A 26002-nucleotide genomic window follows, 5' to 3' on the forward strand; every position below is an offset into this window, starting at 1 on the left:
CTCCATGAAACAGTTGGGTATCATGCCAGCAGCGATGAAAAATGTGCCGACGTCAGGCGTTCATAGGCCATGTAATACAGCACATCGCCATCACTCAGCTCGCGGGTAGAGGGCGGGTTGAGCATCGTCGCTTCGGCGCTAACGGACGTGACGCCGAGTAAGGTGGCATTATGCGCTTCCTTGGCGAGAGCAAATAATTGGCCAAATGTGCTGCCTTTAGGGATATCTTGCAGCTGAGTTTGATATTGAGTAGCGCCATGGTTGACGGCAAGCAGCTCGTTCACGACGCGACTAATGCCTGCATCGGTGGCTGAGCGCACTAGCATTTCTAATGCCATGGCCTCGGTGCATTCGATGCCCGGTAATGTTCGGCGCAACATCGCTGCGGTATTGGGGTTTTCGCAATGGGCAACGATATGGCAGCTAGGGGATTTCAGGCTGTAAGCGGAAAGCGCAACGGTTGCCACACGCTCATCACTGCCATCATAGATAATAATACGGCTGGCGTTTTCAACACCGGCGCGTTTGAGAAGCTCTACATTAGCGAAGCTATCGCCCTTAACGAACTTTAGGTCGCCAGGGCGAGGGTTGTTGATATCTTTAGTGACACACAGCACGATTTCATCGGGGAGTTGCCGATCGGCTTTGAGAATATCAATGATTTTTTCAGTGGTTTCTCCATGCCAGCCCAGCACTACCGTGTGATCAGTTAGATCGCTGTAGTCGCCTTTTCCTTGCATTTGCTGCCTCCAAAAGTTGCTGACCGTGACGGTTGCCTTGCCAATCAGGGCCGCAAATAGCGAAATACCGCCCGGAATCAGGTAGAACACAGCGATCAACTGCCCCGCGGTAGAGCTTGGTGAGAAGTCTCCATAGCCCACAGTGGAAGCCGTAACAACGTAAAAATACAGCCACAGTGGCAGTGAGTTGGCAACCTCTTCGCCGGAGACGCCCATTAATATCCATGAGGTTGCCATATGTGCCAGCGCCAGCAACAGTAAGAATGTCCAACTGACATTAATCGTAGAGGCTTTAAGAACTTTCAGTAACCGTTGTAGCACTGGCATGGCGTCGGTTTTCCTTGCGTTCAGGCGGTAGTATTAACGTTAGTAATCAGTTGCCAGCATTTTGCTTGGCTTTTAGACGAGCCAGAACATCGCTGCCGGACGTTTGCTGTTTACCGATACCCGCTTGGGCAAGCCGTGCTTCCAAATCAGCGCCGGAATCTTGCGCTTGCATGGATTCGCCGATCTTGAGCTTTTCAGCCTGTAGGGCTTGGCGCTCTTTAATGCGTTCAAGGGAGGCAACGGCGCTATTCATGCTGGCGTTTTGACCAGCGTGTTGAGACGCAACAGCAGCCTGTGCTTTTTGCGCGGCCTCAGTGGCCTTGACGTGGGACATCTGCTGTTCAACGCGGCGAATTTCACCTTTCGATTTAGCGATGCTCGATTTCAGGGCGTCGATAGTGCCATCGTACTGGGTGACATTGGCCTGAGCGACTTCACGCTCACCTTCCAGGCGGGCAATTTCCCCAGCGACTTCTTCAGCTAAGCTCTGCTCGCCTTTTTCAAGGGCTGCCATGGCGCTTTTTTCATACTCGGCCATTTTATCCGACAGCGTATCTACTTCCTTGGCCGCAAGGTTGCGCCTAGCCATGATGGTCGTAAGTTCTTCATTGGCCTGGTTCATTGCTGCTTTAGCGTCACGCAGTTCCTGCTCCATGATACGAATCCCCTGACTATCGACAATCGCTTCGCCGGTTTCAGTGGCTTTGCCGCGTAGGGCGGTAAACATTTTGCGTAGTAACATCGGGTAACTCCTTAAATCGAACCAATCCGACGCTTGCGCGTAGGGTTTACAACAGGGTGATCCTTAACAACAGGCAATACTTGGCTGGTGTCTGGAACACGTTAACTCGGATCAACCGATTAAATCGGCAATTTCCAGTGCCGCCTGAGCGCAAGCTTCGACTTCAGCGCTGATGGCCTCAAGCTTGCAGTCTGCAAACAGTTGACCATAAACCACATAGTAATCTTCGCCACCCAAAGTGTGGATGCCAACACTCACTAGCGGTAAGGTCATGCCTAAGCGTAACAAAGCATTGTTAAAGGCATTGATATTCTCAACCGCACTGGTGGGAGCTACTTCGGTCATCACCAACCACTCTTGCTCGCAGTGGGTCAGGGTAACAGGTAAGTCGCCGTAGTCCTTGAGCGTAAACACCAGTGAATCGTTGTCTTGGTCAAGAGTGATGTCAGCTCTAGGCCAGGTTAGCTCATTCTGTTCGACGCTATATTTAACCGCTTCAAGTCGTGTCTGTGTGTTCATTGAGCGTATCCTAATGGTCTATTCGGCATACAACTGTACAGAGGACTGTAACAGTCGTGCCAATGAGTAACGGTGTTGTTAGCTAAAAATTCTTCAGCATTTTACCGAATCAATCGATATTGCGTCTGCACCGATGGCAAACTAATCCGTTAGCACCCATAATGGTCTACGTTTCGACGGCGAGGAGAATCCCATGAAACTGCTAAATCGCTCTGCCCTGAGCGTCAGGCCGACCCAGACCTTCGTGGACTGGATCAATGCGCTCGAACCCACCATGGGAGATGACGACCTGACCCTTGACGACGTCGAACGTGAAAGTACGGTGTACCTTATCCCTGAGATGGATACCCCTGAAGCGCTGGAAACGTTTGTCCGTGAGCGCCATGTAGAAATCCTAGAGACCGAGCTGCGTGCTTGGGAAGAGGATGAGCGCCAATGGCCAGAAAAGCTTGATTGGTCACTGTTTCAAGACTTTTTACGTATTGAGCATAGCTACCTTGCGATTGACCTTGACGACGAAACTGCTCTTGAAATTTCAGAGGTTGATGACGCACTTCTGCTCGATAATGAGCAAGACTAGCGCATTGCCGTCCTAATGTAAGTGTATTGTGGAACCGGCCCAGGCCGGTTTTATTGTTTTTAATGGTGCAGTTTAGGAACGAACCACCATGCGATTGTTTGAAACTCGGGCGGGTGACGATGGTTTGCCGGGCCCCGCGCGTGCGCTTGCCGTACTAGCACTCGTCACCGGCACGCTAATGGCGGTGGTCGATACCACCATGATTAATTTGGCCCTCCCGACGATTGCCGCAGATCTTAATGTGCCTGCCTCCAGAGCGGTATGGATCACCAATTTATTCCAAGTGGTCTGCGCGGCGTTCTTATTGGTGTTCGCAGGCATCAGTGAGTTGATCACCCGTAGGCGGCTGTATTTATTTGGTTTGGCCACCTTCGTTTTCGCGGCATTAGGGGCGGCGCTGTCGCGTAATCTAGAAACGCTCCTGATATTTCGCGCCCTGCAGGGGTTGGGGGCCGCAGCCACGCTGTCTATCGGTCCGTCGCTGTATCGGGCAATTTTTCCGTCCCGTCTATTGGGTAGCGCTTTAGGGCTTAGCGCGTTAGTGGTAGCCGGTGGCTATGCAGCAGGCCCAACGTTGAGCGGCGTCATCCTCTCGTTTGCCGACTGGCCTTGGTTATTTGCACTTAATGTTCCGCTTGGTATGTGTTCACTATGGTTGGCTAGTCGTGCGTTGCCGCGAGATAAACCACGCCGGGGCAGCTTTGATGTGCTGGGTGCGCTGTTGTCTATGTTGATGCTAGCCAGCTTCTTTCTTGCGATGGATGCAGTTGGCCATGCCGCACCATTATGGCAAAGCGGTGGTTGGGCGGTGCTGGCGGTGCTGGCTTGTGGGCTGTTTATTCAACGCCAACGCTATGCGCCTTATCCGCTGTTACCGCTGAATATATTTGCTGAAAAACGCTTTACGTTGGCAGTTTCAGCGTCGGGCTTGGCCTTTATCGGTCAGGGGCTTACGTTCGTGGCGCTGTCGTTTTTTTATCAGGAGCAGATGGATTTCTCGCCGCTGGAGACAGCTTGGTTGTTCACCCCTTGGCCGTTAGCAATTATGGTGGTTGGCCCCTTGGCTGGTCGTTTAGCTGACCGGGTTAATCCAAGTCTTCTTTCAAGCGCAGGCTTGATACTGCTGATTATGGGGTTAGTGGCGCTAGCCCTCGTGGATGAATCTACCGGCGTGGCAGGCAGCCTGTGGCGCACCGCCTTGTGTGGCATCGGCTTTGGTCTGTTTCAGCCTCCTAACAACCGCGAAATGATGGGCAGTCTTCCGCCAGAGCGAAGCGCTAATGTCTCCGGCGTGATGAGCACTACCCGTACCGTTGGGCAATCACTTGGGGTGGCATTGGTAGGGGCGGCCTTGGCGTTGGGTTCACCTGTACAGGTAACCCTATGGCTGGGGGCTGGCACCACGCTGCTAGCGTTGGTGGCGAGCCTTTCCCGGGTAGCATTAGCCCAGCGTGCTCTCATTGAGCGGCGGGCATCGTCTGTTAGTAAGTAAGGGCGTACAATAAATCGGTTGCTGATTGAAGGAGAAAAGTACTCATGGCGATGCAGACACAGATTGAGCAGAAGTTAGCGGCGTTAACGCCCGACGTGCTGCACGTAGAAAATGAAAGCCACATGCACAACGTGCCGGCTAACGCTGAGACCCACTTTAAAGTCACCCTGGTAAGCGATAGCTTCGATGGCATCATGCCGGTGAAACGCCATCAACAGATTTATGCGCTGCTCGCCGATGAACTATCTGGGCCTGTGCATGCACTGGCACTGCATCTGTACACCCCACAAGAGTGGCAGGCACGTGGCGGCGAGCGGCCGAATTCGCCTAACTGTCGGGGCGGCGGCCAGTGACGCCAGACGTTATTCGTCGGCAGTATTTGGAGGCGATGGGTATAACAGCCTGGGCATCCAGATATCAACTGCCTAACGCACGTCCTACTGAGGCGTGCGAATGGGAAGATGCGCCTGCTGTGACTCCACCGCGAGAGCGGCTTCACGCGCTATTGGACGATGCCCCGGCACCTCGCTCGCGTCATCAGTCAGCGGAAGGCGATAGCACTCCCGCTGCCACTGGCTCGGCATTGTCACCCTCTTCAGCCCCGGCGGCGGTGCGTGCGCTGCTGGGCCAGCCTCCTGCTCCTGATAATAAGCCAGCCGACGCCCCCGTGACTGCTGCACAGGAAAGCTCTACGCAGGAAAAATCGCCTGTTAGCAAAGTGGAACCGCTGACGTTCAGCCTTTCCTGTATTTGTGTGGGTGGGCGCTGGTTAAGCCTTCATGAGGGGGAAATAACGCCTATTGAACAGCAATTGCTGGCTAATATGTTACGGGCAGCGGGGGTGTTGAACGGTGAAATGCCCGCGGTGACGTATTTTAAATGGCCGCCAATGGCTAACACATTCACGCCGCAGGAGCCGCTAGAAGAAGCGCAAGATGGGGTAGCTGCCTTTATTGCTGGCGCGGCAGGCAGGCAGGGCTGGCAGTTGGAGCGCCTGTTGTGGTGGGGAGCTGACGAGTTAGCCGATGACTCTCCCTTAGCGCGGGTCATGGCTGTTAGTCAGCAACAGAGCAAAACGCTGTCGTTGCCCGTGTGGCAAGGCCCTGCGTTGAGGACGCTTGCCGAACACGCGAGCGCCAAGCGTAAGCTTTGGCCTGCGCTGGTGTCGCTTGGCCAGCAGTGGCGTGCTGAGGTTGTCACCCAGTGATAAGCCCATTAAGCGTTGCTGACAGTGCTAGGTTACAGGCGTTAGAAGCGCAGGCTAACAGTGGTATCAGTTCGCAGCATCTCGATGATGCGCTAAACGACCCTAATTCACAGGTGCTTGGTTGCTGGCAACCACTCGCGCTGGCTGGCCATGCATCCGTTGGCAACGTGCTGCTTGGTTATGCCATCGTGGTTCGTTTGCCATTTGAGGCAGAGCTTCAAGCGATTGGAGTGCTTCCACAGCAGCAGGGGCAGGGGATCGGTGGCAAGCTACTTGGTGCAGTAGTCGCCTGTGCCAAGCAGTGGCAAAGCGAGCGCTTACTGCTCGAAGTGCGGGCAAGTAACCTACGGGCGATAAAGCTTTATCAGCGCTACGAGTTTAATCAAGATGGTTGGCGCCGAGGCTACTACCCGGCTGCGCAGGGGGCAGCCGGGCGGGAAGATGCGCTACTGATGTCGCGCGTGCTTTAAGACACGCTATTGCTTTCGATATCTTCAAATTTGCTGAGTACGCCCTGTAAGCGACGCTCCCACTCTTCACGATCCTGCTTTAGCTGGGCGTTTTCGCCGCGAAGTTCTTCATTTTCAAGCTTCATCAATTCCAACGCCTCAACGGTGTCGGTAATTTTCTGTTCCAACTGGTTAAATAACTCAAGGCTCATGCCTACCTCCAATAATGTCGACAGGCACACTACCTGTCATAGCGGGGACAAAAATGTAATTCAGTTAGGCGAGCGTAACGCCGCTGCAAGATTGCGGCAAGCGCAGTTTACACGGGTTTACGAAGATAGAGGCGAGCCGCGCTTTCGCCTGCCTGGGTTTCTCGGTACAGCTGCCAGTTAGTGGGCACGTTTGGAGATAGAGACTTTTCAGTTTCCAGATAGATCATGGCATCGTCTGCAAGCCAGTCTCCGGTTTCTAATGCTGAACAGCAGGCATCGGCTAAGCCTTGGTGAAACGGTGGATCAAGGAAGACGATATTCGCAGGTTGCTGGCAGGGTTGGTTGAGAAAAGCGAGCGCATCGGTAGATACCACTCGGCCATTACTGGCGCCAAGGGTGATAATATTTTCACTAATTAGCGCGGCTACTCGGGCGTCGCGCTCGATAAACGTCACGTTACTGGCACCGCGGGAAAGGGCTTCAAAGCCTAGTGCTCCCGTGCCAGCAAAGAGGTCTAGCACTTGCCTGCCAAACAGGTGTTGGCCTAGCCAGTTGAACAGAGTCTCACGCACGCGATCAGGGGTGGGGCGCAGCCCTGGATGGTCGAGTACAGGTAACTGGCGGCGGCGAAAGTCGCCGCCGATAATACGTAGCTTACCTGGTGGTTTGGCAGGCCCGCGCCGCGCTGTCGATGAGCGAGAAGTAGAGGGGCGAGAAGAGCGTTGTCGTTTCATAACGCGGATTGTAGCGGGCTACTTATCCAAAGTCTTGGTCTGCGGTGGTAGGATAATCGCAATGTTCACCTATTTAGTCGGATGACACCTATGTTCGGTTTTTTCAAACGTAAGAAAAAGCACGACTCCCCACAGGAGCAGCAAGATCAGCAGGCGCTGTCTCAAGAGGAGCACAGCGAAGCAGGGGTTGCCCAAGAGCCAGCGCTAGAGCATAAAGCAGAGCAGGCCCCGCCAACGGCGGAAGGGGTTGTGCAAGAAGCGCCCGTGCCTGAAACGATGCCGACGGAACACACGGCATCCGCTGAAGAAACCGCTGAAAAGGTACAAACAAGTGAAGCAGAACTAGAGCTTGAGCCAGCCTCTGTTCCAGAGCCAGAGCCAGAGCCAGAGCCAGAGCCAGAGCCAGAGCCAGAGCCAGAACCAGAGCCAGAACCGGAACCAGAGCCAGAGCCAGAGCCGGAACCAGAGCCAGAACCAGAACCAGAACCAGAACCAGAACCGGAGCCAGAGCCGGCCATGGTGCCTGCATCTAAACCGGCTCTTCAAGAGAAGCCCGTTGCGGAAAAGGGCGAAAAGAGAGGCTGGTTCGCTCGTATTAAATCAGGGCTAGGCAAAACCCGCGCCAATCTAACGGACGGTATTGCCGATCTGTTTTTAGGCAAAAAACAGATCGATGATGAGCTGTTGGAAGACCTTGAGACCCAGCTGCTGATGGCGGATGTGGGCATTGAAGCCACGAGTGAGATTATTGAACGCCTTGAGGCGCGCGTTTCGCGCAAAGAATTGAATAACCCAGAAGCGCTTTATCGCGGGTTGCAAGAAGAGCTGGCATTGATGCTTGCGCCGGTAGCAACACCGCTAAGCTTTGAAAAAGAGAGTGAAGGGCCGTTTGTCATACTCGTGGTAGGTGTTAATGGCGTAGGCAAAACAACGACTATCGGCAAGCTGACCCAGCGTTTTCAGCGTGAAGGTAAAAGCGTCATGCTCGCTGCAGGCGACACCTTCCGTGCAGCGGCGGTTGAGCAGCTTAAAGTATGGGGCGAGCGTAACAACGCGCCGGTGATTGCGCAGCACACGGGGGCTGATAGCGCTTCAGTGATTTACGACGCGGTGGCGGCTGCCAAATCACGTGGCGTGGATGTACTGATTGCCGACACGGCAGGGCGGCTGCATAACAAGAGCCATCTGATGGAAGAGTTGAAAAAAGTTCATCGGGTCATGCAGAAGCTGGATAGCACTGCTCCCCATGAGGTGATGCTGGTGCTGGATGCAGGGACTGGCCAGAACGCTATTTCCCAGGCCAGCACATTTAACGACGCTGTGCCGATCAGTGGCATTACGCTGACGAAGCTGGATGGTACTGCTAAGGGTGGGATTATTTTCGCATTGGCGAAGCAGTTAAAAACACCGATTCGCTTTATCGGCGTGGGCGAAGCGCTGGATGATCTCCGCCCCTTTGAGGCAGATGACTTTGTTAACGCGCTGTTTGATCGGCAAGGGGATGATGGCCGCGCATGATCGCTTTTGAACATGTGGGTAAGCGCTATGGAGGGCGCTTTGAGGCGCTGGCACACCTTAACTTTCGCGTTGCAAGAGGCGAAATGGTGTTCCTGACCGGGCATTCGGGGGCTGGTAAAAGCTCGTTGCTTCGATTGATTATGCGCCTCGAAAAGCCTAGCCGGGGCCGAGTCGTGGTAGCTGGGCACGATATTGCCGAACTCCACGCCAGCCAAGTGCCGTTTTACCGTCGTCAAATTGGCGTGGTGTTTCAAGACCACCAACTGCTGTTTGATCGCAGTGTGTTCCGCAATGTATCTCTACCGCTAGAAATCCAGGGGGTAGAGCCTCGTGAAACGGCGCGGCGCGTTCGTGCGGCACTGGATAAGGTCGGGCTTTTACACCGCGAAAAAGCGCTACCGGTAGAGCTTTCCGGCGGTGAGCAGCAGCGAGTGGGCATTGCCCGCGCAGTGGTTAATAAGCCAGCTCTGCTGCTTGCTGATGAGCCGACTGGTAATCTTGATCCACAGCTTTCTGCCGACATTATGGCGCTGTTTGAAGACTTCAATCGCATTGGCACCACCGTGATGGTTGCCAGTCACGACTTAGCGCTGATTGCGCGACTACGCCATCGTATCTTGCGTTTGCAGGATGGTCGTCTGGTGGCCGATGAGGGGGGCGTATGAAGCGTGCCGTGACACCCCGTCCTATAGGTGCAGCCCCCAAGGGGAAGCGGCAAACGGCTCGAACTCCCAGTGAGCCACCCGCCGAGCGGCGTGGCGCACGTTCACAGCAAACACGCTTTAGCAGCCGCTTACGCGCCTGGGGACGCCATCATCGTGCAATGGCATTAGATAGCCTTTATCGCCTGGTACGCTATCCGGTCGGTAATTTGCTAACCATGCTGGCGATCGCCATTGCGTTAGTCTTGCCAGCGGCGCTTTGGTTAACCTTAGATAGCGCCAAGCTGCTAGATGCAGAGCTGAATGAGAGTGCAACCCTCACCGTTTATTTGGAAACGATCGTAGACGCTGCGCAGTCCGCTCGCATTGAAGAAGCGGTTATTGCGGACGAAGGCGTCGCAACAACGCGTCTCATTAGCGCCGAACAAGGTATGGTTGAGTTTCAGCAGTCGCTGGGGATAGAAGACTCCTTGGCGGGGCTTAAAGATAATCCACTGCCAGCCAGTATTGTAATTTATCCACACAGCGTTGATCCCGCTGCTATGGCACAACTCGCGCAGCGCTTGGAGACGTTCTCTGGGGTGGACGAGGTGCGGGTGGACTTGGCGTGGGTAGAGCGTTTGCGTCATTTGGCGGATCTTGGGCGACGGGTGGCGCTCGCGCTTGGGGTGCTGTTTGGCTGTGGTGTGCTGCTGGTGGTGGGCAACACTATCCGTCTTTCAGTTGAGAGCCGACGACGAGAAATCGAGGTCGTGATGCTTATTGGCGCGACTCATGCCTTTGTCCGTCGACCCTTCCTCTATAGTGGGGCTTGGTACGGCGTAGGCGGCGGTTTGCTGGCGCTGGGGCTATTAGGTTTTGGCAACCACTGGCTGTCGATGCCGGTTGCCGCCCTGGCGGCAAGTTACGGTGCGAACTTCGTATTGCCGCAGTTAGATGTGACAGGCTCTACAATTCTGCTATCTTGCAGTACACTATTGGGCTGGCTGGGAGCTTGGTTGGCTGTCTCGCGCCATCTCTCTAGCATACGTCCGCGTTGATTATGTTTGTTATGCGGTCAGTAGCGGGAATTTCCACCCCGTTTTGTGTCTTATGCAGTGAATGCATCGGTTATTTGAACCTTATGCTTAGGCTAAGGTCTTAGAGTTAACAGAACACTAACCACGATAGGTTTTAAGGGAGACCACCTGCACATGAGCACTAGTCTTCTACCGGTGGGACAGCTTTCTCCAGGTCACGATCTGGGCGGCTATATTCAAGCGGTTAACGGCATCCCCGTACTAAGCGTTGATGAAGAGCGTGAGCTTGCATTCCGCCTCCACGATGAGGGTGACTTGGAAGCCGCACGCCGCTTGGTGCTGTCGCACCTGCGCTTTGTGGTGCATATTGCTCGTAGTTACTCGGGTTATGGTCTGCCTCAAGCTGACCTGATTCAAGAAGGTAACGTTGGTCTAATGAAAGCCGTTAAGCGTTTCGATCCTAATCAGGGTGTCCGCTTGGTGTCATTTGCTGTGCATTGGATCAAAGCAGAAATTCACGAGTTTGTGCTGCGCAATTGGCGTATTGTCAAAATTGCCACCACGAAAGCTCAGCGCAAGCTGTTTTTTAACCTGCGTAGCGCTAAAAAACGCTTAGCCTGGTTAAACAACGATGAAGTTAACGCGATTGCGGAAGACCTCAACGTAAAGCCAGAAGTAGTGCGCGATATGGAAGGGCGTCTGTCGGCTTACGATGCAGGTTTTGATGCGTCGCCTAGCGATGACGAAGAGAGCACCTATCAAGCGCCAGCGTATTTTTTAGATGACGCTTCTGCTGATCCGGCGACGCTGCTGGAGGATAGTAACTTTGAGGAAGACTCAACGCGCCGCTTACAGCTAGCCTTAAAAGGGCTTGATGAGCGCTCGCGGGACATCTTGCAACGTCGTTGGCTAACTGATGATAAAGCGACGCTGCACGATCTAGCCGATGTTTATGGCGTCAGTGCTGAGCGCATTCGTCAGCTCGAAAAGAATGCGATGAAAAAACTGCGCCAAAAAATGGGCGAAGCCATCGCTGCTTAATCGAGCACCTATGTCGGGTAAGTACGTTAGATGAACACCCCGGAGGCACTGCCTTCGGGGTGTTTTTTATTGGCGTGGGTGTTTTGTCAACGCTTCTAAGCCGACTGTACGGCTGCTCGTAGCAGCTGGCTTGATAGCAGCCCCCATTGGTCGTCCCAGTACTCGGTTGGCAAGCGCTTGAAGTCACTGCGTACATACTGAGAAATACGCCCTTCAGCCTGGGCGATCAGCAGGTTGGCTGCTGCTGAAGCGGATATGCTGGTGCGTAGTCCTTCACGCAGCTCAGCTTCCCGCAGTATCTGCTTTAACTGGGTTTCCATACGTTCAAACAGCTGGTGAACGCGCTGGCGCAGGCGGGCCGTTTCGCCAGTTAGTACATCGCCTCCCAGTACCCTGGCAAGCCCAGGATTTTTTTCGGCAAAGCCTAGAAGTAAAGCCAAGATAGTGCCGCATCGAGACGCCGCATCGGGGATATCCTCTAGGATGCGGGTAATGCGCGCAAAGATGGTTTCTTCAATGAAGTCGATCAGCCCCTCAAACATGCGTGCTTTGCTGGGGAAATGTCGGTACAGCGCTGCTTCTGAGACGCCAACCTGGCGGGCAAGCGCAGCGGTAGTAATGCGCTTGCCGCTATCCTCTTCCAACATAACGGCTAACGCTTGCAGGATTTGCTCGCGGCGGCGAGGTTTTTGTTCGTCACTCATGACGTTAGCACTCCGTCGCGGTTAACCTGCGTCAGTAATCAGGGTGCCTACCCCAGCATTGGTAAAGATTTCCAGCAAGACCGCATGGGGAACACGGCCGTCGATAATGTGAGCGCTGTTAACGCCGCCTTTTACCGCATCTAGCGCACAGCGTATTTTGGGCAGCATACCACCGTATATCGTGCCGTCGGCAATTAAGGCGTCAACTTGAGCGGTGGTTAGACCCGTTAACACCTCTCCTTCACTGTTCATCAGGCCCGCGACGTTGGTCAAGAGCATCAGTTTTTCAGCGTTGAGTGCCTCGGCCAGTTTACCTGCTACCAAGTCGGCGTTGATGTTATAGCTGTGCCCCTCACCGTCAACGCCGATCGGTGCAATCACCGGAATGAAATCTCTAGCGGCAAGCATCTCAATAAGATCGGTGGAGATAGACTCCACTTCGCCTACGTGGCCAATATCGATAATTTCCGGAACGGTCATTTCAGGGCTTTGGTGCTCTACTTTCAGCTGCCGAGCACGAATTTGTGCACCATCTTTGCCGGTTAAGCCAATGGCCTTGCCGCCGCTTTGATTGATCAAGTTGACAATGCTTTTATTGACCAGCCCCCCTAGCACCATCTCCACGACGTCCATGGTTTGGGAGTCGGTCACTCGCATGCCGTTCACAAAGCGCGATTCGATATTCAGTTTTTCCAGTAGGCTGCCAATTTGTGGCCCGCCCCCATGGACGACGACTGGGTTAATACCGACCTCTTTCATCAGCACGATGTTGCGCGCGAATGAGTCGATCAAGGTATCTTCAGTCATAGCGTTGCCGCCATATTTAACGACAACCGTTTTGCCCGAAAATTGCTGGATATAGGGGAGGGCTTCTGACAATACCTCTACAACGACCTGGGGGTCGCGGCTAGTTGAACTCATGACGTTGTCCCTTTTGATTTTTTCCGTCGCTACTTTTTTATCACGACCGTTATTACAGCACGAGCATTGGCTTTTTCATGCGGCGTGTTGTTTAACATTCTTATTGTGTCGCGCGTTCTCCTGGCGCGATCATTTTTCTTCTGTTCACCCTGTCGTATTTGCTTACATTATTGTGGTTCAGGGATCGTCAGTGCTGGCGAGATCTCTGCCAGGGCCTTGGCAAACCGGGCTTTTATTCGGCTCAGTGCGGCGACATCGCTACCCTCAAAGCGCAGTACTAACGCAGGTGTGGTGTTGGAGGCTCGGCAAAGCCCCCAGCCATCGGTATAGTCCACGCGAATGCCATCAATCGTGGTTTTGATACCTTCGCCGAAGTCGCCTTCTCTAGCAAGCTTCTTGATAAGCGCGAATTTTTCTTCATCAGCAACCGTGATATTAATCTCTGGCGTGCTGATATCTTGTGGAAATTGATCAAATAATTGGTCAGCACTGCCGTTGTATCGCGCTAGAATCTCAAGCAAGCGGGCCGCGGCGTAAAGGCCGTCGTCAAATCCGTACCAACGCTCCTTGAAGAAAATATGCCCGCTCATCTCACCGCCCAGCTCAGCACCTGTTTCCCGCATGCGTGCTTTGATTAGTGAATGCCCGGTGCGCCACATTTCAGGTTCACCGCCAGCGTCGCTAATAACTCGTGCTAGGTGACCGGTGCACTTGATATCGAAGATCACCTTGGCACCGGGGGTGCGCGACAGCATATCAGCTGCAAATACCATCAGTAGATGGTCAGGGTAAATCATCCGGCCACTTGGTGTGACAACGCCTAAGCGGTCGCCGTCGCCGTCAAAGGCCAAGCCAATATCAGCACCTGTTTCATTAACACTGTGGATCAAGTCGCGCAGATTTTCAGGTTTACCTGGGTCGGGGTGATGATTCGGGAAGTGCCCATCAATGTCGGCAAATAATGGGGTGGTTTTCACCCCCAGGCGCTCGATAAGCTGCGGGCCAAGTTCTCCGGCGACTCCGTTGCCACAATCCACGACAGCGCTCAGCGGGCGCTCCAGATGGATGTCGCTAATAATTCTTTCAAGATACGCCGTGCGTAGGTCGTGCTGGCGAACGCTGCCTTGACCGCTGGTTAGGTCGTTTGCTTGGATACGCTCATAGAGGGCGGTGATCGCATCGCCGGAGAGCGTCTCACCCGCTAAGACGATTTTGAAACCGTTGTAGTCAGGCGGGTTGTGACTGCCGGTTAGCATGACCCCAGAGCAGCTTTCAGGCAGCGTGTGGGTGGCGAAGTAAAGCACGGGTGTGGGTACCATGCCGATATCTATAACGTCTCGTCCTGAGGCTGTTAGGCCACGAATTAGCGCTGCTTGCAGATGTGGTCCGGAAAGCCGTCCATCACGTGCGACAATGACCGTTTGCTCGCCTCGAGCGGCGGCTTCAGAACCAATGGCTCGGCCAATGAGTTCGGTGGTGGTCTCGTTAAGCGTATCGTCCACAATGCCGCGAATGTCGTAAGCACGAAATATCGACGCAGGTACGTTCATTGTCGCTCCTAGATATGCGCTAAAACTATTGGCTGCCTGTGCTGCCAAAACCACCGCTGCCGCGAGTGGAATCTTCAAAGGCATCGACAAGTGTAAGCTCCGCTTGCACGACGGGAACAACAACATACTGAGCGAGACGCTCAAAGGGCGATAACGTAAAGCTGCTTTGGCCACGGTTCCACACGGATACCATCAGCTCGCCTTGGTAATCAGAGTCGATGAGGCCGACGAGGTTGCCTAGCACGATACCGTGCTTATGCCCTAACCCGGAGCGAGGCAAGATCATGCCTGCCAAGCCAGGATCTTCGATGTAAATGGCAAGGCCTGTTCGTACCAGTTGGCAGTCACCAGGAGCAAGCGTCAGCGGTTCGTCTAGCAGTGCTCGCAAATCCATCCCTGCTGAGCCAGTTGTCGCATAGGAAGGGAGGTAGTCGTGCAGGCGTTCATCTAATACTTTGCACTGCAAGCGTGGGCGAGAACCGCTCATGATAATTCTCCGGGGGATTGAGAGGACAATTGAGAAGGTGGTTGAGAAGGTGGTTGAGAAGGTGGTTGAGAAGGTGGTTGAGAAGGTGGTTGAGATAGCAGTTGAGAAGCTGGCTGAGAAGGCAGCAGTGATAGCGCGTGACGAATAATTAGCGCAGCCAGCTGCGTTTTAGGCTGAGGCGGGGCTACCAGTTGCTTGGTTCCTGCCGCAGAGCGCCACAGCAGCAGAGCGGCATTGTTATCGCTGCCAAAACCGAGCCCCTGCTGGGAAACATCATTGGCAACAATCATATCTAGCCCTTTGCGGGTTAATTTGTCTTCCGCATAGCGTGCGACATCCTGAGTCTCGGCGGCGAAGCCCATCACAATAGGGCGTTGGTCAGCAGGCAGCGCGGAGACATCGGCAATAATGTCAGGATTCTTGACTAGCGTAAGCGTTAGCGTATCGCTGTCGTCGGTTTTTTTGATTTTGTGCTCGGCAGCGCTGGCAGCGCGGTAATCAGCGACCGCAGCACAGCCAATAAATAGGCCTGCACGGGGGGCGAGTGCTAACGCTTCGTGATGCATTTGTGCGGCACTTTCTACATCAATGCGCTCAACGCCGTGAGGCGTGGGGAGATTAACCGGGCCACTTATCAGGGTTACTCGGGCTCCCTGGGCGGCAGCTTCAGCGGCCAGTGCGTAACCCATTTTTCCTGAGCTGTGGTTGGATAGATAGCGCACGGGGTCTAGCGCCTCGCGGGTGGGGCCCGCAGTAATCACTATGTGCGGCGCAGAGGTTGGCGTTGGTGGTTTTGCAGCATAAGCAAAATGCTGTGCTAAGCAATCAACAATAACCTCTGGTTCGCTCATTCGCCCTGGGCCGACGTCGCCACACGCCTGATCCCCTGCTGCTGGTCCGATCAACTGCCAGCCATCGTTGGCTAGCTGCGCGACATTGCGCTGGGTTGCAGGATGTCGCCACATGGCCTGATTCATGGCCGGTGCCATCAACTTGGGGGCTTCACAGGCTAGACAGAGAGTGGTCAGCAAGTCATCAGCCATGCCATGTACCAATCGGGCGATCAAATCAGCCGTTGCTGGGGCAATCAATACGGCATCTGCCCAGCGAGCCAGCTCAATATGCCCCATGCCAGCCTCAGCTTCAGGGTCAAGCAACGAGGTGCGTACCGGCTCTCCTGACAGTGCCTGGAGCGTTAATGGCGTGATAAACGCTTGAGCACCCTCGGTCATTACCACGCGAACCTCACAGCCCGCTTGCTTGAGTAACCGAACAATCAGCGCGCTTTTATAAGCCGCAATACCGGCGCTAATGCCAAGCAGCAGGCGCTTGCCAGCAAGCGAGGTTAACGGGGATGGCGTTAATAAGGCCATGATGGGTAGTCCCATGTAGCGTTTGTTAAAGGTGAGTACCATACCATTTGACGGGTTATTTTGGCATGCTCAAGCAGCGGTTGAAAAAGTCAGTTGGGGTGGGCGCAGTTGCAAGCGCAGACAGCGCTATCAGGGTGGGCAGGGAGGCGGCGATGGGAATTAATCACTGGCCGGAAGGTGAGCGGCCACGCGAGAAGTTATTGACCATGGGGGTGCAGGCGCTTTCAGATGCTGAGCTACTGGCCATTTTTTTGCGAGTAGGCGTTCAGGGACGCTCTGCGGTGGATTTGGCAAGGGACCTGTTGACCAGTTTTGGTGGCTTAAGACAACTGCTGGAAGCAGATCAGGATCAGTTTTGTGCGGCTCGAGGGCTTGGTAGTGCAAAATTTGCCCAGCTTCAGGCGACCCTGGAGCTTTCCAGACGCCATATGGCGAGCCAGCTTGCCCGTGGCGATGCGCTCACATCGCCGGCGCTTGTGCGTCATTACTTGAGCTCCCAGCTTCGTCATCTGGGGCATGAAGAGTTTGCGGTGCTTTTTTTAGATACACAGCATCGAATTATTCGCTATGAATCCCTGTTTCGCGGTACCCTAGACAGCGCATCCGTTTACCCCCGCGAAGTAGCCAAGCGTGCGCTTGAATTACACGCTGGTGCTGTCATCCTGGCTCACAACCACCCATCGGGTGTTGCTGAACCTAGCGATGCTGATAGACGTATTACTGAACGTCTAAAAGATGCCCTTGCACTCTTCGATGTGCGAGTGCTTGATCATTTCGTGGTGGGGGACGGTAACGTGGTTTCGTTTGCCGAGCGCGGTTGGTTATAGCAATTAATGAAAATGGTGCGACGACAAAATCTCGTCGTTTACCTAAGTAAATTGTCCAAAAGATGCCTTTTTTGGCATTTTGGGGCGTTTTTGCTTGCTGGTAGCCGGGCGCTCTGGTATAAAGTGCCACCTTTAAACTTGGGTTGAATAACGGATTTGGGTACAGCTAGGCGGTTAACTGCGTCGACTCCCTCCCTGCTCCGGTTTGCCCGACAGTTTTGAACACTCAGGCTTATACCCTGGCCAAGCGGTTGGAGGCTCTCATGTCCAAAGTATGTCAGGTTACCGGCAAGCGTCCGGTAACTGGTAATAACGTTTCTCACTCCCAGCGTAAGACACGTCGTCGTTTCTTGCCGAACCTGCACACCCATCGTTTTTGGGTTGAATCTGAAAACCGCTTCGTCAAGCTGCGCGTTTCCTCTAAAGGAATGCGTATCATCGACAAGAAAGGTATCGAAACGGTTCTGGCTGATATCCGCAAACGCGGCGATGCCATCTAAGCTAGCATTTTGGGAGAGTTAAACCATGCGCGATAAGATCAAGCTGGTGTCTAGTGCCGGTACTGGCCACTTCTACACCACGGATAAGAACAAGCGGAATACACCGGATAAGTTCGAATTCAAGAAATACGACCCGGTCGTCCGTAAGCACGTTATCTACAAGGAAGCTAAGATCAAGTAATCGCGATTACAATGATCGGCTTTCACCGCAGGCGAGCGCCTGTTGAAAAACCCGGCCCTAAGCCGGGTTTTTGCATGCCCGGTATTTAGCCACTTACTGGGTAGGTTAGTGGTACCCGTCCCTACGCTTCGGCACCGCTTAGGCGACAGAGTGGTTGTCACGGTGCTGTCATCATAGACTTTCATCATGCCCGAATTGCCTGAAGTTGAAACGACGCGACGCGGCATTGCCCCCTACTTAGAGGGGCAAGAGATTACCGAGGTGCTGGTGCGACAGCCCCGATTACGCGTGCCGGTACCTGAGGATTTAGCCGAGCGGCTAGTCGGCGCTCGGGTTGGCGTATTAAAGCGCCGCGCTAAATATCTACAAATCCCCGTGGCGACTCTCGAAGGTGAGGCCACGCTGTTGTGGCATCTAGGCATGTCGGGCAGCCTAAGGATTGCAAGCGTCGGCGATTTGCCTAAAAAGCATGACCATGTTGATGTGGTGACGGCCAAGGGGTATGTGCTGCGCTACCATGACCCACGCCGCTTTGGTTTTGTTGACTGGCAGCAGGGCGATGGCAGTTTGGATACGCGCCTTGCGCACCTTGGTCCTGAGCCGTTGGATGACGCGTTTAACGGTCGCTGGCTCTATAACGCATCGCGTAATAAACGCGTTGCGGTAAAGCCTTTTTTAATGGATAACCGCGTGGTGGTCGGGGCGGGGAATATTTACGCCGCTGAAGCGCTATTTATGGCGGGTATTGACCCTCGACGTGCCGCTGGGAAAATTTCTCTGGCCCGCTATCAGCAGTTAGCCGCTGCGGTTAAAGAGGTGCTGGCAGCGGCGATTACCCAAGGCGGCACCACGCTACGGGACTTTGTCAGTGGGCAGGGCGAGCCAGGCTACTTTGCCCAGCAACTGAATGTATATGGGCGTCATGGGCAGCCTTGCCTACGCTGTGGCGTTGAGCTGCGTCGTATCACGCTAGGCCAGCGGGCCAGTGTGTTTTGCCCTGGTTGCCAGCGTTAGCGGCCGCTCTTTGATATTAACTGTTTTGCCGATGCTTGCAGAGCCTGTGTGTTTTGCAAGATTGTTCTTTTGGAGATTGTTGTGACTCAACGCCTGCGCCTGAATAAAAATGCCGATCGCCGCCTGAAAGCGGGCCATCTTTGGATCTACTCCAATGAGGTAGATATCAAAGAGACGCCACTAAAAAACTTTGCTGCTGGTGAGCCTGCGTTGGTTGAGGCTTCCAATGGCAAAACCCTTGGCGTCGCTTACATTAACCCGCACTCGCTGATTTGTGGTCGGGTGATGTCGCGTGATCCAGAGATGCGCCTAGATCGTTCGTTATTCGTACACCGCTTCAACCAAGCGCTAGCGCTGCGTGAGCGCCTGTTCAATAAACCTTTTTACCGTTTGATTCATGGTGAAGGTGACCTGTTACCGGGCTTGGTGATTGACCGCGTCGGCGATGTGCTGGTGGTGCAGTTGAATACTGCGGGTATGCAAGCGTTGGCAGAAGATATTGTTGATGCGCTGGAAAAAGTCGTTAAACCTAATGCCATTGTGTTCCGTAATGATACGGGCGGCCGCCGTCAGGAAGGTCTAGAAGCCCACGTCGAAGTGGTAAAGGGAACGCTTCCTGACGAGGTTTTACTGGAAGAAAATGGCGTTACCTTTGCAGTGCCTGTGCTGAATGGTCAAAAGACAGGATGGTTTTACGACCATCGTGTCAACCGCGCATGGTTGAACAGCCAAGTAGCGGGCAAGCGTGTGCTGGATGTATTCAGTTACGTGGGCGGCTGGGGAGTTCAGGCGGCTGCGAGCGGGGCCTCGGAAGTGCTATGTGTCGATGCTTCTGCCCCGGCGCTGGACCAGGTGGCTCGCAATGCTGAGCTAAATGGTGTACAGGAGCACGTAGCGGTAGCCGAAGGCGATGCCTTTGAAGCGTTAGCGGCACTGAAGGCTGATGGCGAACAGTTTGATGTGATCATTCTTGATCCGCCTGCGTTTATCAAAAAGCGCAAGGATATCCCTAATGGTGAGCGCGCTTACTCTCGTCTGAATCGAGAGGCGATGCGTCTACTGGGCCGTGATGGCTTGCTATTGTCGGCCTCGTGTTCCATGCACCTCGCGTCTGAGCGTTTGGTGGATGTGGTTCGTGGCGCGGTTCGCCACCAAGACCGTCATGGCCAGGTGATTTTTCAGGGGCACCAGGGGCCTGACCACCCCGTTCATCCGGCCATCCCGGAAACCTCGTATCTAAAAGCGCTAGGCGTGCGGGTATTCCGCGACTAAGCCAAAAACGCTGTTTGGCGAACATTGGCAAGGCAAAAAATAGCACCGAGGAGTAACCACAAGGAGCTGTATGATGGAGTGGGCACTGCCAGATCCTTTTGTGATCAATCTTCAAGTGACGCCGGAGGCCATTGATGCCTACCAGCATGTCAATAACAGCGAGTACTTACGCTGGGTTGAGCAGGTAAGTTGGGCCCACTCTGAAGCCTTGGGGCTATCCCTTGCGCGCTATCAGTCTCTTGACCGCGCCATGGTCGTTCAGCGCCATGAGTTGGACTACCTGGCGCCCGCCTTTATCGATGACAAGTTGCAGTTGGCGACTTGGATTGTTGCCTGCGATGGCCGTTTTAGTTTGACCCGCCGATTCCAGCTGAAGCGCGTGGGGAGTGGTAAAACGTTGCTAAATGCACGTACCAAGTTTGCCTGTGTGACGCTTAGCAGTGGTCGGCCCACTCGGCTGCCTGATGAGTATCAGCGCATTTACGGTGGTGCGGTAGTGACTGAGTAGCTAATGCTTAAATGCCGTCGATTTTTTTGCTGATTTTCGTTAAACGTTAGATTTTTCTCTCAAAAAACGCCTTGGTCGGCGTTTTTTTTGTTTTTATGGCTTGGGGTGGTTGTTAGTGCCAGCTGTGCTGTAATTTGCTTAATAGCGCTTATTGATGGCCTGGCTCTAACGGCTAGATGGTAGAGATAGGTAGTACAGATGAGGCTCTGACGATCTAGCCGTTGAGACTTAGCAGTTGAGATTTAGCACTAACAATCAATAGAGAAGGAAAACGCTAATGAAAATCGCCGTCCCCAAAGAGATCAAAAATCACGAGTACCGGGTGGCACTTACTCCGACAGGTGCGCGAGAGCTAGTAGGGCGAGGTCACTCGGTAAGCGTGCAAGCAGCCGCTGGCGAAGGCGCCGGGTTTAGCGACAGCGACTATGAAGCCGCGGGCGCGCGAGTGGAAGCTAATGTAGATGCGCTGTGGCAAAGCGCCGAACTGATTCTCAAAGTAAAAGAACCTCAGGCCGAGGAAGTGGCGCGTCTAACCGCCAACCAAACGCTATTCACTTATTTGCACTTGGCCGCTGAGCAAACATTGACCCAAGGGCTGATGGCCAGCGGTGCGACCTGCATTGCCTATGAAACCATTACCGATGCACGAGGTGGGCTGCCGCTGCTTGCGCCAATGAGCACGGTTGCCGGGCGCATGGCAGTTCAGGCGGGCGCGCATAGCTTGGAGAAAGCCCAGGGCGGCTCTGGGGTGCTATTGCCCGGTGTGCCAGGCGTTGCTCCAGGTAAAGTTACCGTGATTGGCGGTGGTGTGGTCGGCGAAAACGCTGCCCGTATGGCGCTAGGGTTGGGGGCTGAGGTGACCATTCTGGACAAGTCTATTGCTCGCCTAGAGGTGCTAGACGACCGTTACCAGGGGCGCATCAAAACAGTCTATTCAACGGCGGACGCCCTTGATCAGGCGGCTAAAGAGTCTGATATGATCATCGGTGCCGTTCTTATTCCCGGTGCCGCTGCCCCCAAGTTGATTACCCGTACCATGCTGGCCGATATGAAGCCGGGCAGTGTCTTGGTAGACGTAGCCATCGACCAGGGCGGCTGTTTTGAAACCAGCAAGCCGACGACGCATGCTGAGCCGACCTATATTGTGGATGGCATTGTTCATTACTGCGTGGCCAATATGCCTGGCGCGGTAGCGCGGACATCGACTTTGGGTCTTACTAATGCCACCTTGCCGTTTGTTCTGGCGCTGGCTGATAAAGGCTGGCAGCAGGCGCTTAAAGACGATCCGCACTTCCTGCCAGGGCTTAATGTCCATAATGGTCAAGTGACTTATCAGGCTGTTGCCGATGCTTTTGGACTCAACAGCATCGACCCAGCGAGCGTTGTGGCGTGATCATCGCTACGTCAATTAGTAGTAGTTGATACTGCTGATACTGGAGGAGCTGTTAATAGTGAGGGGGGACGTCGTCTTCTGGGCGGCTGTCCCCCTGTGAGTTATCCGCTTGGAGCGCTTGATACTGCTCGCGCAAGCGGTCACGCATCAGCGTACTTAACTGCTCTAGCTTTTCTAGCCGCCGCTCTTGCTGGGCAACCGCTTGGTCAAGGGTGTCTAACCAATGCTCTTGGTAAGCCAGTCGACTCTCCAAAGATTCAAGAAGTTGAGTTAGCTCTGCAGGCGATAATTCGTTTGTCATGATAACATCGTGACCTTGTGTAGTATGCTCGGTACTGTTAGGAATGGGCCTAGTTGGCCGAGTATTGTCCTTCGTCTGTTACCCATACAACAAGAGAGCTTTTACCATCTATGAATCCAAAAGTTGTTTTTCGCTGTTTCTTCATCAGTGTTTTACTTGCCGCCCCCACGCCACTTCTTCTGGCGGGGATTGTTCATTTAACGAATGCACCGCTTGCTGAGCAGTGGCTGGCTGAGCTTGCCATCAGCGGGGTAAGTAGTGTGTACATTGCTGCTGCTCTGGGATGTTTTATTGCGTTATTTATCGGTACGTTAGCCGCTGCTGCTCTGGCGCCGCCGATGGTAGTAAAAGCGGATATTGCTCGAACTAAATCTGCGCCGCGTCAGCCCCAAGCGGTACCTGAAATGGAAGATGATGAAGAGGAAGATATCATCGATCCCAATGATGGTCGCGAAGAGGGCGAAGTAAAGTGGTTTAACACCAATAAAGGTTACGGCTTTATTACCCGAGATAATGGTGAAGATGTGTTTGTTCACTTTCGTGCCATTCGTGGCCGTGGCCCGCGTATGCTTGCTGAGGGTCAGATTGTTCGCTATCACGTGATTAAAAATGACCGTGGTCTTCAAGCGGATGACGTTAGTATTATTGAGTAGCTATTAGTACATCGCTTGTATTGAGTCGCGCTGGCATCGTCAACTGCTGAAGCACAAGACCCCGCTAAGCGGGGTCTTGTGCGTTTAGCGACCTGAGTCAGGCCATTCAATGGCTTTTTCGTGGCCCCCTGGCAGTACCTGCCAGAAGCGGTCAGGGTCATCACCGGGATGCCAGCCACCTAGTGAGCAGCGAACCTCGGTCTGTAAGGCTTCGGCAGCGTGCTGAGCGCACTCTTGATCGGTGTGCCACGGGGTGTGGTGGCTATCAAACCACAAGCTGGCAAAACCATCGGCTGCTTTGTCCACCAATAGTACGGGCACAGCTTCGCCTTGATGGTGGCCGCGAGTCTTCCATTTGCCCTTGCCTGCTGGGCTAAGAGGCGGTGCATCGAGAGCTTCGCTTAGCCATGCATCGAGCTTGTCTATCGCTACGCTGGCAAGGTATACCTCGATATCCGGAAAGCGCTCCATCATACGCTCACCTCGTCGTTCGTTAACAAGGCTTGAAGTGTTGCCTCATAAATGCGGCTTAGTTCGTCCAAGTCACTGGCGCGCACGCGCTCATTCACCTTGTGAATAGTGTCGTTCAGCGGGCCAAGCTCGACCACCTGAGCGCCAAGTGTCGCGATGAAGCGACCATCCGAAGTGCCGCCGCTGGTCGACAGCGCAGGGCGCTCGCCGGTCACTGCTTCTACACCGCGAATGACGGCATCGACTAATTCGCCTTCTGCAGTCAGGAAGGGTTCGCCATTGAGAGCCCAATCGATGTGGTACTCAAGGCCATGCTTATCCAAAATCGACTCAGTGCGGCTTCTTAGCATCTCGTGGGTAACTTCCGTGGAATAACGGAAGTTAAATACAACTTCTACTTCACCTGGAATGACGTTAGTAGCCCCGGTGCCCGCGCGAAAATTAGATATCTGGAAGCTGGTGGCTGGGAAAAAGTCATTACCTGCGTCCCAGTGCTCATTAACCAGTGCATCTAGTGCAGGCATCGCTTGGTGAATAGGGTTGCGTGCAAGGTGTGGGTAGGCCACATGACCTTGAATCCCTTTGAGATGGAGAACGCCGCCCAATGACCCACGGCGTCCGTTTTTAATCATATCGCCCAGACGAGCGGTCGATGAGGGTTCGCCGACAATGCAGTAGTCCAAACGCTCGTTGCGTTCGCGTAAATGCTCAACCACAGCGCTGGTGCCATCGATGGCGGGGCCTTCCTCATCGGATGTGATTAAAAACGCTATTCGGCCGTCGTGCTCTGGATGGGTGGTCACAAAACGCTCAACAGCGGTGAGCATCGCCGCTAGGCTGCCCTTCATGTCTGCTGCGCCTCGCCCACAGAGCATGCCGTGTTCATCAATACACGGCTCAAACGGTGGGAATTCCCAGTTCGTATGGGGCCCGCTGGGCACGACGTCAGTGTGGCCGGCAAAGGCCAATACGGGGCCGTGATGGCCTCTTATTGCCCAGAAGTTTTTGACATCGCCAAACGGCAGTTGCTCGATATGAAAACCGAGCGCCGTTAAGCGCTCGATCATAAGTTCCTGGCAGCCTTCGTCATCCGGCGTTACCGACGCCCGGCTAAGTAGCTCAAACGCGAGCTGTAACGTGGGCGACAGCGTTTCAGGCTCAGTTATGGGCATGCAGTGCCTCGTTCAGCGCAATGGCGCTTTTATTCGTCAGGCACTCAATACGGCCATTTTGTGAGTTGCGACGCAGCAATAAGTCATCTTGGCCTGCTAACTCACGTGCTGCCACGGTGTTAACTTCTTGTTTCTGATCGTCGAGCAGAGTAACTTTCGAACCCGCAGTAATATACAAGCCTGCTTCTACGGTGCAGCGATCACCTAGCGGAATACCGATGCCTGCATTAGCGCCAATCAGGCAGCCTTCGCCTACCTTGATGATGATATTACCACCGCCAGACAGTGTTCCCATGGTGGAACAGCCGCCGCCCAGGTCAGAGCCTTTACCGACCATGACGCCAGCAGAAATGCGCCCTTCGATCATGCCAGGGCCTTCGGTGCCTGCGTTGAAGTTGACGAAGCCTTCATGCATTACCGTGGTGCCTTCCCCTAGGTAAGCGCCCAGGCGCACGCGAGCAGTATCGCCAATGCGGATGCCGGTGGGTACCACGTAGTCGGTCATTTTGGGGAATTTATCGACGCAGTCGACGGATAGCGCGCGACCCGCTAAGCGTGCTTTTAAGCGACGGGCGGGCAGCTCTTCGATATCAATCGCGCCTTCGTTGGTCCAGGCGATGTTGCGCAGCAGGCCAAACATTCCCGTCAGATCCAAGCCGTGGGGCTTCACTAAGCGGTGAGAGAGTAAGTGCAACTTTAAGTAAACTTCAGGGACGGTTTGCGGTGCCTGATCGCTTTCTAAAAACATCGCGACCAGGGGGCGGTGGCTGGCGGCAAATGATTCGGCGAGAGCTGCCTGCTCAGGGTGGCCAGCAGCCTCCAGTGCTTTGGCTAAGCGGGTGCAATCTTCGGGCAGGAAACTGACCGCCGTATTGCCAGCGGGGGCGTCGAGCGCCTCTTTAGCTGCGGCTACCAAGCTGTCTGCAGGATTAAACAGTGGTGCTGGATAGTAGATTTCTAGCCAGTTGCCCTGAGTGTTTTGGGTGCCGATTCCAAGCGCGAAGCTCAGCATAACGCGTCTTCCTTTAAAGTTTTGAATAACAATCAGTTGTTAGGGTTCAGTGGCGTGTTAGCCGCTGAGAGAGTCGTAATCGCCGTCGCGGTAGCCCACTAAAATAGTATCGTCATCAACTTCTAGCAGTGGTCTTTTGAGTAGCGTGGGCTGTTCAAGAAATAGCCGACGGGCAGACGTAGCATCCAGGCTGTCTTTTTCTTCCTGGGGCAAGTCACGCCACGTTTTGCTGCGCTTATTCAGCGCTTCTAATAGCGGTACGCGCTTAAGAATGTGCTCAAGTAAGCTGGCTGAAAGACCATCCTTGCGCAGGTCATGGGTCTTGAAGGGAATACCTTTCTCTTCAAGTGCGTTGCGTGCTTTGCGGCAGGTGTCGCATGTGTTGATGATATAGAGTGTCAGCATATAACCTCCTTAAATA

The 26002-nt window shown here is 54.1% G+C and carries 32 protein-coding genes; 17 read left to right on the plus strand and 15 right to left on the minus strand.

Features of this window, described 5'->3' with window-relative positions; genetic code table 11:
- Window positions 1–20: 20 nt before the first annotated feature.
- From IR195_RS02610 to IR195_RS02620, 3 genes are all read right to left on the minus strand, one after another.
- A complete protein-coding gene (locus tag IR195_RS02610; protein ID WP_206048684.1) occupies window positions 21–1067 on the minus strand; it encodes an ion channel in 1047 nt (348 codons plus the stop codon).
- A gap of 46 nt (window positions 1068–1113) precedes the next feature.
- Entirely contained in the window at window positions 1114–1809 is a 696-nt protein-coding gene (locus IR195_RS02615; RefSeq protein WP_125745386.1) for a PspA/IM30 family protein, read from the minus strand.
- 111 nt (window positions 1810–1920) lie between these two features.
- Window positions 1921–2328, minus strand: a complete 408-nt coding sequence (locus tag IR195_RS02620; RefSeq protein WP_125745387.1) for a DUF2170 family protein — start codon at window positions 2326–2328, stop codon at window positions 1921–1923.
- Between the two features lie 193 nt (window positions 2329–2521).
- On the opposite strand from IR195_RS02620, the gene IR195_RS02625 reads away from it, so the two are divergent.
- From IR195_RS02625 to IR195_RS02645, 5 genes are all read left to right on the plus strand, one after another.
- Window positions 2522–2908 carry a hypothetical protein gene (locus IR195_RS02625; RefSeq protein WP_125745389.1) on the plus strand — a complete coding sequence of 129 codons (387 nt, stop codon included), beginning with the start codon at window positions 2522–2524 and terminating at the stop codon, window positions 2906–2908.
- An 88-nt stretch (window positions 2909–2996) separates the two neighbouring features.
- The gene (locus IR195_RS02630) at window positions 2997–4400 is read left to right on the plus strand and encodes an MFS transporter (protein ID WP_125745391.1); all 1404 of its coding nucleotides are present in this window, start codon (window positions 2997–2999) and stop codon (window positions 4398–4400) included.
- Between the two features lie 44 nt (window positions 4401–4444).
- Window positions 4445–4753 (plus strand): BolA family protein, encoded by a 309-nt coding sequence (locus IR195_RS02635; RefSeq protein ID WP_125745393.1) that lies wholly within the window; start codon window positions 4445–4447, stop codon window positions 4751–4753.
- A complete protein-coding gene (locus tag IR195_RS02640; RefSeq protein ID WP_206048685.1) occupies window positions 4750–5607 on the plus strand; it encodes a hypothetical protein in 858 nt (285 codons plus the stop codon). Before IR195_RS02635 ends, IR195_RS02640 begins: the two co-directional genes overlap by 4 nt.
- A complete protein-coding gene (locus tag IR195_RS02645) occupies window positions 5604–6077 on the plus strand; it encodes a GNAT family N-acetyltransferase (RefSeq protein ID WP_125745397.1) in 474 nt (157 codons plus the stop codon). The genes IR195_RS02640 and IR195_RS02645 overlap by 4 nt, the downstream gene beginning before the upstream one ends.
- On the opposite strand, the gene zapB is transcribed toward IR195_RS02645, so the two are convergent.
- Together zapB and rsmD are read right to left on the minus strand one after the other, a co-directional pair.
- Complete coding sequence (zapB, locus tag IR195_RS02650; protein ID WP_125745399.1) at window positions 6074–6268, minus strand: cell division protein ZapB; 195 nt, start codon at window positions 6266–6268, stop codon at window positions 6074–6076. The two genes, IR195_RS02645 and zapB, sit on opposite strands and share 4 nt — an antisense overlap.
- A 107-nt stretch (window positions 6269–6375) precedes the next feature.
- Window positions 6376–7002 (minus strand): 16S rRNA (guanine(966)-N(2))-methyltransferase RsmD, encoded by a 627-nt coding sequence (gene rsmD, locus IR195_RS02655; RefSeq protein WP_125745401.1) that lies wholly within the window; start codon window positions 7000–7002, stop codon window positions 6376–6378.
- Between the two features lie 90 nt (window positions 7003–7092).
- Between rsmD and ftsY the strand changes: the two genes are divergently transcribed.
- The 4 genes from ftsY (at window position 7093) to rpoH (ending at window position 11242) form a co-directional block, all read left to right on the plus strand.
- A complete protein-coding gene (gene ftsY / locus IR195_RS02660) occupies window positions 7093–8520 on the plus strand; it encodes a signal recognition particle-docking protein FtsY (RefSeq protein WP_206048686.1) in 1428 nt (475 codons plus the stop codon).
- Window positions 8517–9185, plus strand: coding sequence for a cell division ATP-binding protein FtsE (ftsE, locus tag IR195_RS02665; RefSeq protein WP_125745404.1), 669 nt, complete (start codon window positions 8517–8519; stop codon window positions 9183–9185). Before ftsY ends, ftsE begins: the two co-directional genes overlap by 4 nt.
- The gene (gene ftsX, locus IR195_RS02670; protein WP_125745406.1) at window positions 9182–10222 is read left to right on the plus strand and encodes a permease-like cell division protein FtsX; all 1041 of its coding nucleotides are present in this window, start codon (window positions 9182–9184) and stop codon (window positions 10220–10222) included. Before ftsE ends, ftsX begins: the two co-directional genes overlap by 4 nt.
- 153 nt (window positions 10223–10375) lie before the next feature.
- Window positions 10376–11242 (plus strand): RNA polymerase sigma factor RpoH, encoded by an 867-nt coding sequence (gene rpoH / locus IR195_RS02675; protein ID WP_125745408.1) that lies wholly within the window; start codon window positions 10376–10378, stop codon window positions 11240–11242.
- A gap of 95 nt (window positions 11243–11337) precedes the next feature.
- Here the strand turns inward: rpoH and slmA are convergent, their stop codons facing one another.
- The 5 genes from slmA to coaBC all read right to left on the minus strand — a co-directional run bounded on the left by slmA (window position 11338) and on the right by coaBC (window position 16277).
- Window positions 11338–11946, minus strand: coding sequence for a nucleoid occlusion factor SlmA (gene slmA / locus IR195_RS02680; protein ID WP_125745410.1), 609 nt, complete (start codon window positions 11944–11946; stop codon window positions 11338–11340).
- Window positions 11947–11967: 21 nt separating this feature from the next.
- Entirely contained in the window at window positions 11968–12867 is a 900-nt protein-coding gene (gene argB / locus IR195_RS02685) for an acetylglutamate kinase (protein ID WP_089039241.1), read from the minus strand.
- A gap of 167 nt (window positions 12868–13034) precedes the next feature.
- Window positions 13035–14417, minus strand: a complete 1383-nt coding sequence (locus IR195_RS02690; protein WP_125745412.1) for a phosphomannomutase/phosphoglucomutase — start codon at window positions 14415–14417, stop codon at window positions 13035–13037.
- Window positions 14418–14442: 25 nt separating this feature from the next.
- A complete protein-coding gene (gene dut / locus IR195_RS02695; protein ID WP_125745414.1) occupies window positions 14443–14904 on the minus strand; it encodes a dUTP diphosphatase in 462 nt (153 codons plus the stop codon).
- Window positions 14901–16277 carry a bifunctional phosphopantothenoylcysteine decarboxylase/phosphopantothenate--cysteine ligase CoaBC gene (coaBC, locus tag IR195_RS02700; protein WP_241006784.1) on the minus strand — a complete coding sequence of 459 codons (1377 nt, stop codon included), beginning with the start codon at window positions 16275–16277 and terminating at the stop codon, window positions 14901–14903. The genes dut and coaBC overlap by 4 nt, the downstream gene beginning before the upstream one ends.
- A gap of 152 nt (window positions 16278–16429) precedes the next feature.
- Here coaBC and radC point away from each other — a divergent pair, with 152 nt between their 5' ends.
- The 7 genes from radC to ald all read left to right on the plus strand — a co-directional run bounded on the left by radC (window position 16430) and on the right by ald (window position 21972).
- Window positions 16430–17104 (plus strand): RadC family protein, encoded by a 675-nt coding sequence (radC, locus tag IR195_RS02705; protein ID WP_146944139.1) that lies wholly within the window; start codon window positions 16430–16432, stop codon window positions 17102–17104.
- Window positions 17105–17367: 263 nt separating this feature from the next.
- Entirely contained in the window at window positions 17368–17604 is a 237-nt protein-coding gene (gene rpmB, locus IR195_RS02710) for a 50S ribosomal protein L28 (protein WP_038481085.1), read from the plus strand.
- Window positions 17605–17629: 25 nt separating this feature from the next.
- Window positions 17630–17785, plus strand: coding sequence for a 50S ribosomal protein L33 (rpmG, locus tag IR195_RS02715; protein ID WP_009098622.1), 156 nt, complete (start codon window positions 17630–17632; stop codon window positions 17783–17785).
- Window positions 17786–17971: 186 nt separating this feature from the next.
- On the plus strand, window positions 17972–18799 hold the full coding sequence (gene mutM, locus IR195_RS02720; RefSeq protein ID WP_125745420.1) for a bifunctional DNA-formamidopyrimidine glycosylase/DNA-(apurinic or apyrimidinic site) lyase: 828 nt from the start codon (window positions 17972–17974) through the stop codon (window positions 18797–18799).
- Between the two features lie 81 nt (window positions 18800–18880).
- Entirely contained in the window at window positions 18881–20071 is a 1191-nt protein-coding gene (locus IR195_RS02725; protein ID WP_206048688.1) for a class I SAM-dependent rRNA methyltransferase, read from the plus strand.
- A gap of 73 nt (window positions 20072–20144) precedes the next feature.
- The gene (locus tag IR195_RS02730; RefSeq protein ID WP_125745424.1) at window positions 20145–20579 is read left to right on the plus strand and encodes an acyl-CoA thioesterase; all 435 of its coding nucleotides are present in this window, start codon (window positions 20145–20147) and stop codon (window positions 20577–20579) included.
- Window positions 20580–20856: 277 nt separating this feature from the next.
- Window positions 20857–21972, plus strand: a complete 1116-nt coding sequence (gene ald, locus IR195_RS02735; RefSeq protein WP_125745426.1) for an alanine dehydrogenase — start codon at window positions 20857–20859, stop codon at window positions 21970–21972.
- 52 nt (window positions 21973–22024) lie between these two features.
- Here the strand turns inward: ald and IR195_RS02740 are convergent, their stop codons facing one another.
- Complete coding sequence (locus IR195_RS02740) at window positions 22025–22273, minus strand: SlyX family protein (RefSeq protein WP_125745428.1); 249 nt, start codon at window positions 22271–22273, stop codon at window positions 22025–22027.
- A gap of 110 nt (window positions 22274–22383) precedes the next feature.
- On the opposite strand from IR195_RS02740, the gene IR195_RS20515 reads away from it, so the two are divergent.
- The gene (locus IR195_RS20515; RefSeq protein ID WP_125745430.1) at window positions 22384–22926 is read left to right on the plus strand and encodes a cold-shock protein; all 543 of its coding nucleotides are present in this window, start codon (window positions 22384–22386) and stop codon (window positions 22924–22926) included.
- Window positions 22927–23010: 84 nt separating this feature from the next.
- On the opposite strand, the gene IR195_RS02750 is transcribed toward IR195_RS20515, so the two are convergent.
- The 4 genes from IR195_RS02750 to IR195_RS02765 are packed head-to-tail and all read right to left on the minus strand — an operon-like array spanning window position 23011 to window position 25986.
- A complete protein-coding gene (locus IR195_RS02750) occupies window positions 23011–23400 on the minus strand; it encodes a hypothetical protein (protein ID WP_125745432.1) in 390 nt (129 codons plus the stop codon).
- A complete protein-coding gene (gene dapE, locus IR195_RS02755) occupies window positions 23397–24569 on the minus strand; it encodes a succinyl-diaminopimelate desuccinylase (protein ID WP_172419847.1) in 1173 nt (390 codons plus the stop codon). The genes IR195_RS02750 and dapE overlap by 4 nt, the downstream gene beginning before the upstream one ends.
- Window positions 24556–25581, minus strand: coding sequence for a 2,3,4,5-tetrahydropyridine-2,6-dicarboxylate N-succinyltransferase (gene dapD, locus IR195_RS02760; RefSeq protein WP_125745436.1), 1026 nt, complete (start codon window positions 25579–25581; stop codon window positions 24556–24558). Before dapD ends, dapE begins: the two co-directional genes overlap by 14 nt.
- A gap of 57 nt (window positions 25582–25638) precedes the next feature.
- A complete protein-coding gene (locus IR195_RS02765; RefSeq protein WP_125745438.1) occupies window positions 25639–25986 on the minus strand; it encodes a Spx/MgsR family RNA polymerase-binding regulatory protein in 348 nt (115 codons plus the stop codon).
- Window positions 25987–26002 lie beyond the last annotated feature (16 nt).

The sequence above is a fragment of the Vreelandella venusta genome (assembly GCF_015689495.1).
Classification (GTDB): Bacteria; Pseudomonadota; Gammaproteobacteria; order Pseudomonadales; family Halomonadaceae; genus Vreelandella; species Vreelandella venusta.

Bases quoted from the DNA above. Each gene is read 5' to 3' on its own strand.
- ftsY (WP_206048686.1), top strand. From the start codon at position 7,093: ATGTTCGGTTTTTTCAAACGTAAGAAAAAGCACGACTCCCCACAGGAG.
- slmA (WP_125745410.1), bottom strand. From the start codon at position 11,946: ATGAGTGACGAACAAAAACCTCGCCGCCGCGAGCAAATCCTGCAAGCG.
- IR195_RS02750 (WP_125745432.1), bottom strand. From the start codon at position 23,400: ATGATGGAGCGCTTTCCGGATATCGAGGTATACCTTGCCAGCGTAGCG.
- ald (WP_125745426.1), top strand. From the start codon at position 20,857: ATGAAAATCGCCGTCCCCAAAGAGATCAAAAATCACGAGTACCGGGTG.
- rpoH (WP_125745408.1), top strand. From the start codon at position 10,376: ATGAGCACTAGTCTTCTACCGGTGGGACAGCTTTCTCCAGGTCACGAT.
- rpmB (WP_038481085.1), top strand. From the start codon at position 17,368: ATGTCCAAAGTATGTCAGGTTACCGGCAAGCGTCCGGTAACTGGTAAT.
- IR195_RS20515 (WP_125745430.1), top strand. From the start codon at position 22,384: ATGAATCCAAAAGTTGTTTTTCGCTGTTTCTTCATCAGTGTTTTACTT.
- radC (WP_146944139.1), top strand. From the start codon at position 16,430: ATGGGAATTAATCACTGGCCGGAAGGTGAGCGGCCACGCGAGAAGTTA.
- IR195_RS02635 (WP_125745393.1), top strand. From the start codon at position 4,445: ATGGCGATGCAGACACAGATTGAGCAGAAGTTAGCGGCGTTAACGCCC.
- dapD (WP_125745436.1), bottom strand. From the start codon at position 25,581: ATGCTGAGCTTCGCGCTTGGAATCGGCACCCAAAACACTCAGGGCAAC.
- IR195_RS02630 (WP_125745391.1), top strand. From the start codon at position 2,997: ATGCGATTGTTTGAAACTCGGGCGGGTGACGATGGTTTGCCGGGCCCC.
- ftsX (WP_125745406.1), top strand. From the start codon at position 9,182: ATGAAGCGTGCCGTGACACCCCGTCCTATAGGTGCAGCCCCCAAGGGG.
- IR195_RS02615 (WP_125745386.1), bottom strand. From the start codon at position 1,809: ATGTTACTACGCAAAATGTTTACCGCCCTACGCGGCAAAGCCACTGAA.
- IR195_RS02765 (WP_125745438.1), bottom strand. From the start codon at position 25,986: ATGCTGACACTCTATATCATCAACACATGCGACACCTGCCGCAAAGCA.
- argB (WP_089039241.1), bottom strand. From the start codon at position 12,867: ATGAGTTCAACTAGCCGCGACCCCCAGGTCGTTGTAGAGGTATTGTCA.
- IR195_RS02740 (WP_125745428.1), bottom strand. From the start codon at position 22,273: ATGACAAACGAATTATCGCCTGCAGAGCTAACTCAACTTCTTGAATCT.
- dut (WP_125745414.1), bottom strand. From the start codon at position 14,904: ATGAGCGGTTCTCGCCCACGCTTGCAGTGCAAAGTATTAGATGAACGC.
- IR195_RS02625 (WP_125745389.1), top strand. From the start codon at position 2,522: ATGAAACTGCTAAATCGCTCTGCCCTGAGCGTCAGGCCGACCCAGACC.
- coaBC (WP_241006784.1), bottom strand. From the start codon at position 16,277: ATGGCCTTATTAACGCCATCCCCGTTAACCTCGCTTGCTGGCAAGCGC.
- IR195_RS02620 (WP_125745387.1), bottom strand. From the start codon at position 2,328: ATGAACACACAGACACGACTTGAAGCGGTTAAATATAGCGTCGAACAG.
- IR195_RS02690 (WP_125745412.1), bottom strand. From the start codon at position 14,417: ATGAACGTACCTGCGTCGATATTTCGTGCTTACGACATTCGCGGCATT.
- ftsE (WP_125745404.1), top strand. From the start codon at position 8,517: ATGATCGCTTTTGAACATGTGGGTAAGCGCTATGGAGGGCGCTTTGAG.
- IR195_RS02610 (WP_206048684.1), bottom strand. From the start codon at position 1,067: ATGCCAGTGCTACAACGGTTACTGAAAGTTCTTAAAGCCTCTACGATT.
- dapE (WP_172419847.1), bottom strand. From the start codon at position 24,569: ATGCCCATAACTGAGCCTGAAACGCTGTCGCCCACGTTACAGCTCGCG.
- IR195_RS02730 (WP_125745424.1), top strand. From the start codon at position 20,145: ATGGAGTGGGCACTGCCAGATCCTTTTGTGATCAATCTTCAAGTGACG.
- zapB (WP_125745399.1), bottom strand. From the start codon at position 6,268: ATGAGCCTTGAGTTATTTAACCAGTTGGAACAGAAAATTACCGACACC.
- rsmD (WP_125745401.1), bottom strand. From the start codon at position 7,002: ATGAAACGACAACGCTCTTCTCGCCCCTCTACTTCTCGCTCATCGACA.
- mutM (WP_125745420.1), top strand. From the start codon at position 17,972: ATGCCCGAATTGCCTGAAGTTGAAACGACGCGACGCGGCATTGCCCCC.
- rpmG (WP_009098622.1), top strand. From the start codon at position 17,630: ATGCGCGATAAGATCAAGCTGGTGTCTAGTGCCGGTACTGGCCACTTC.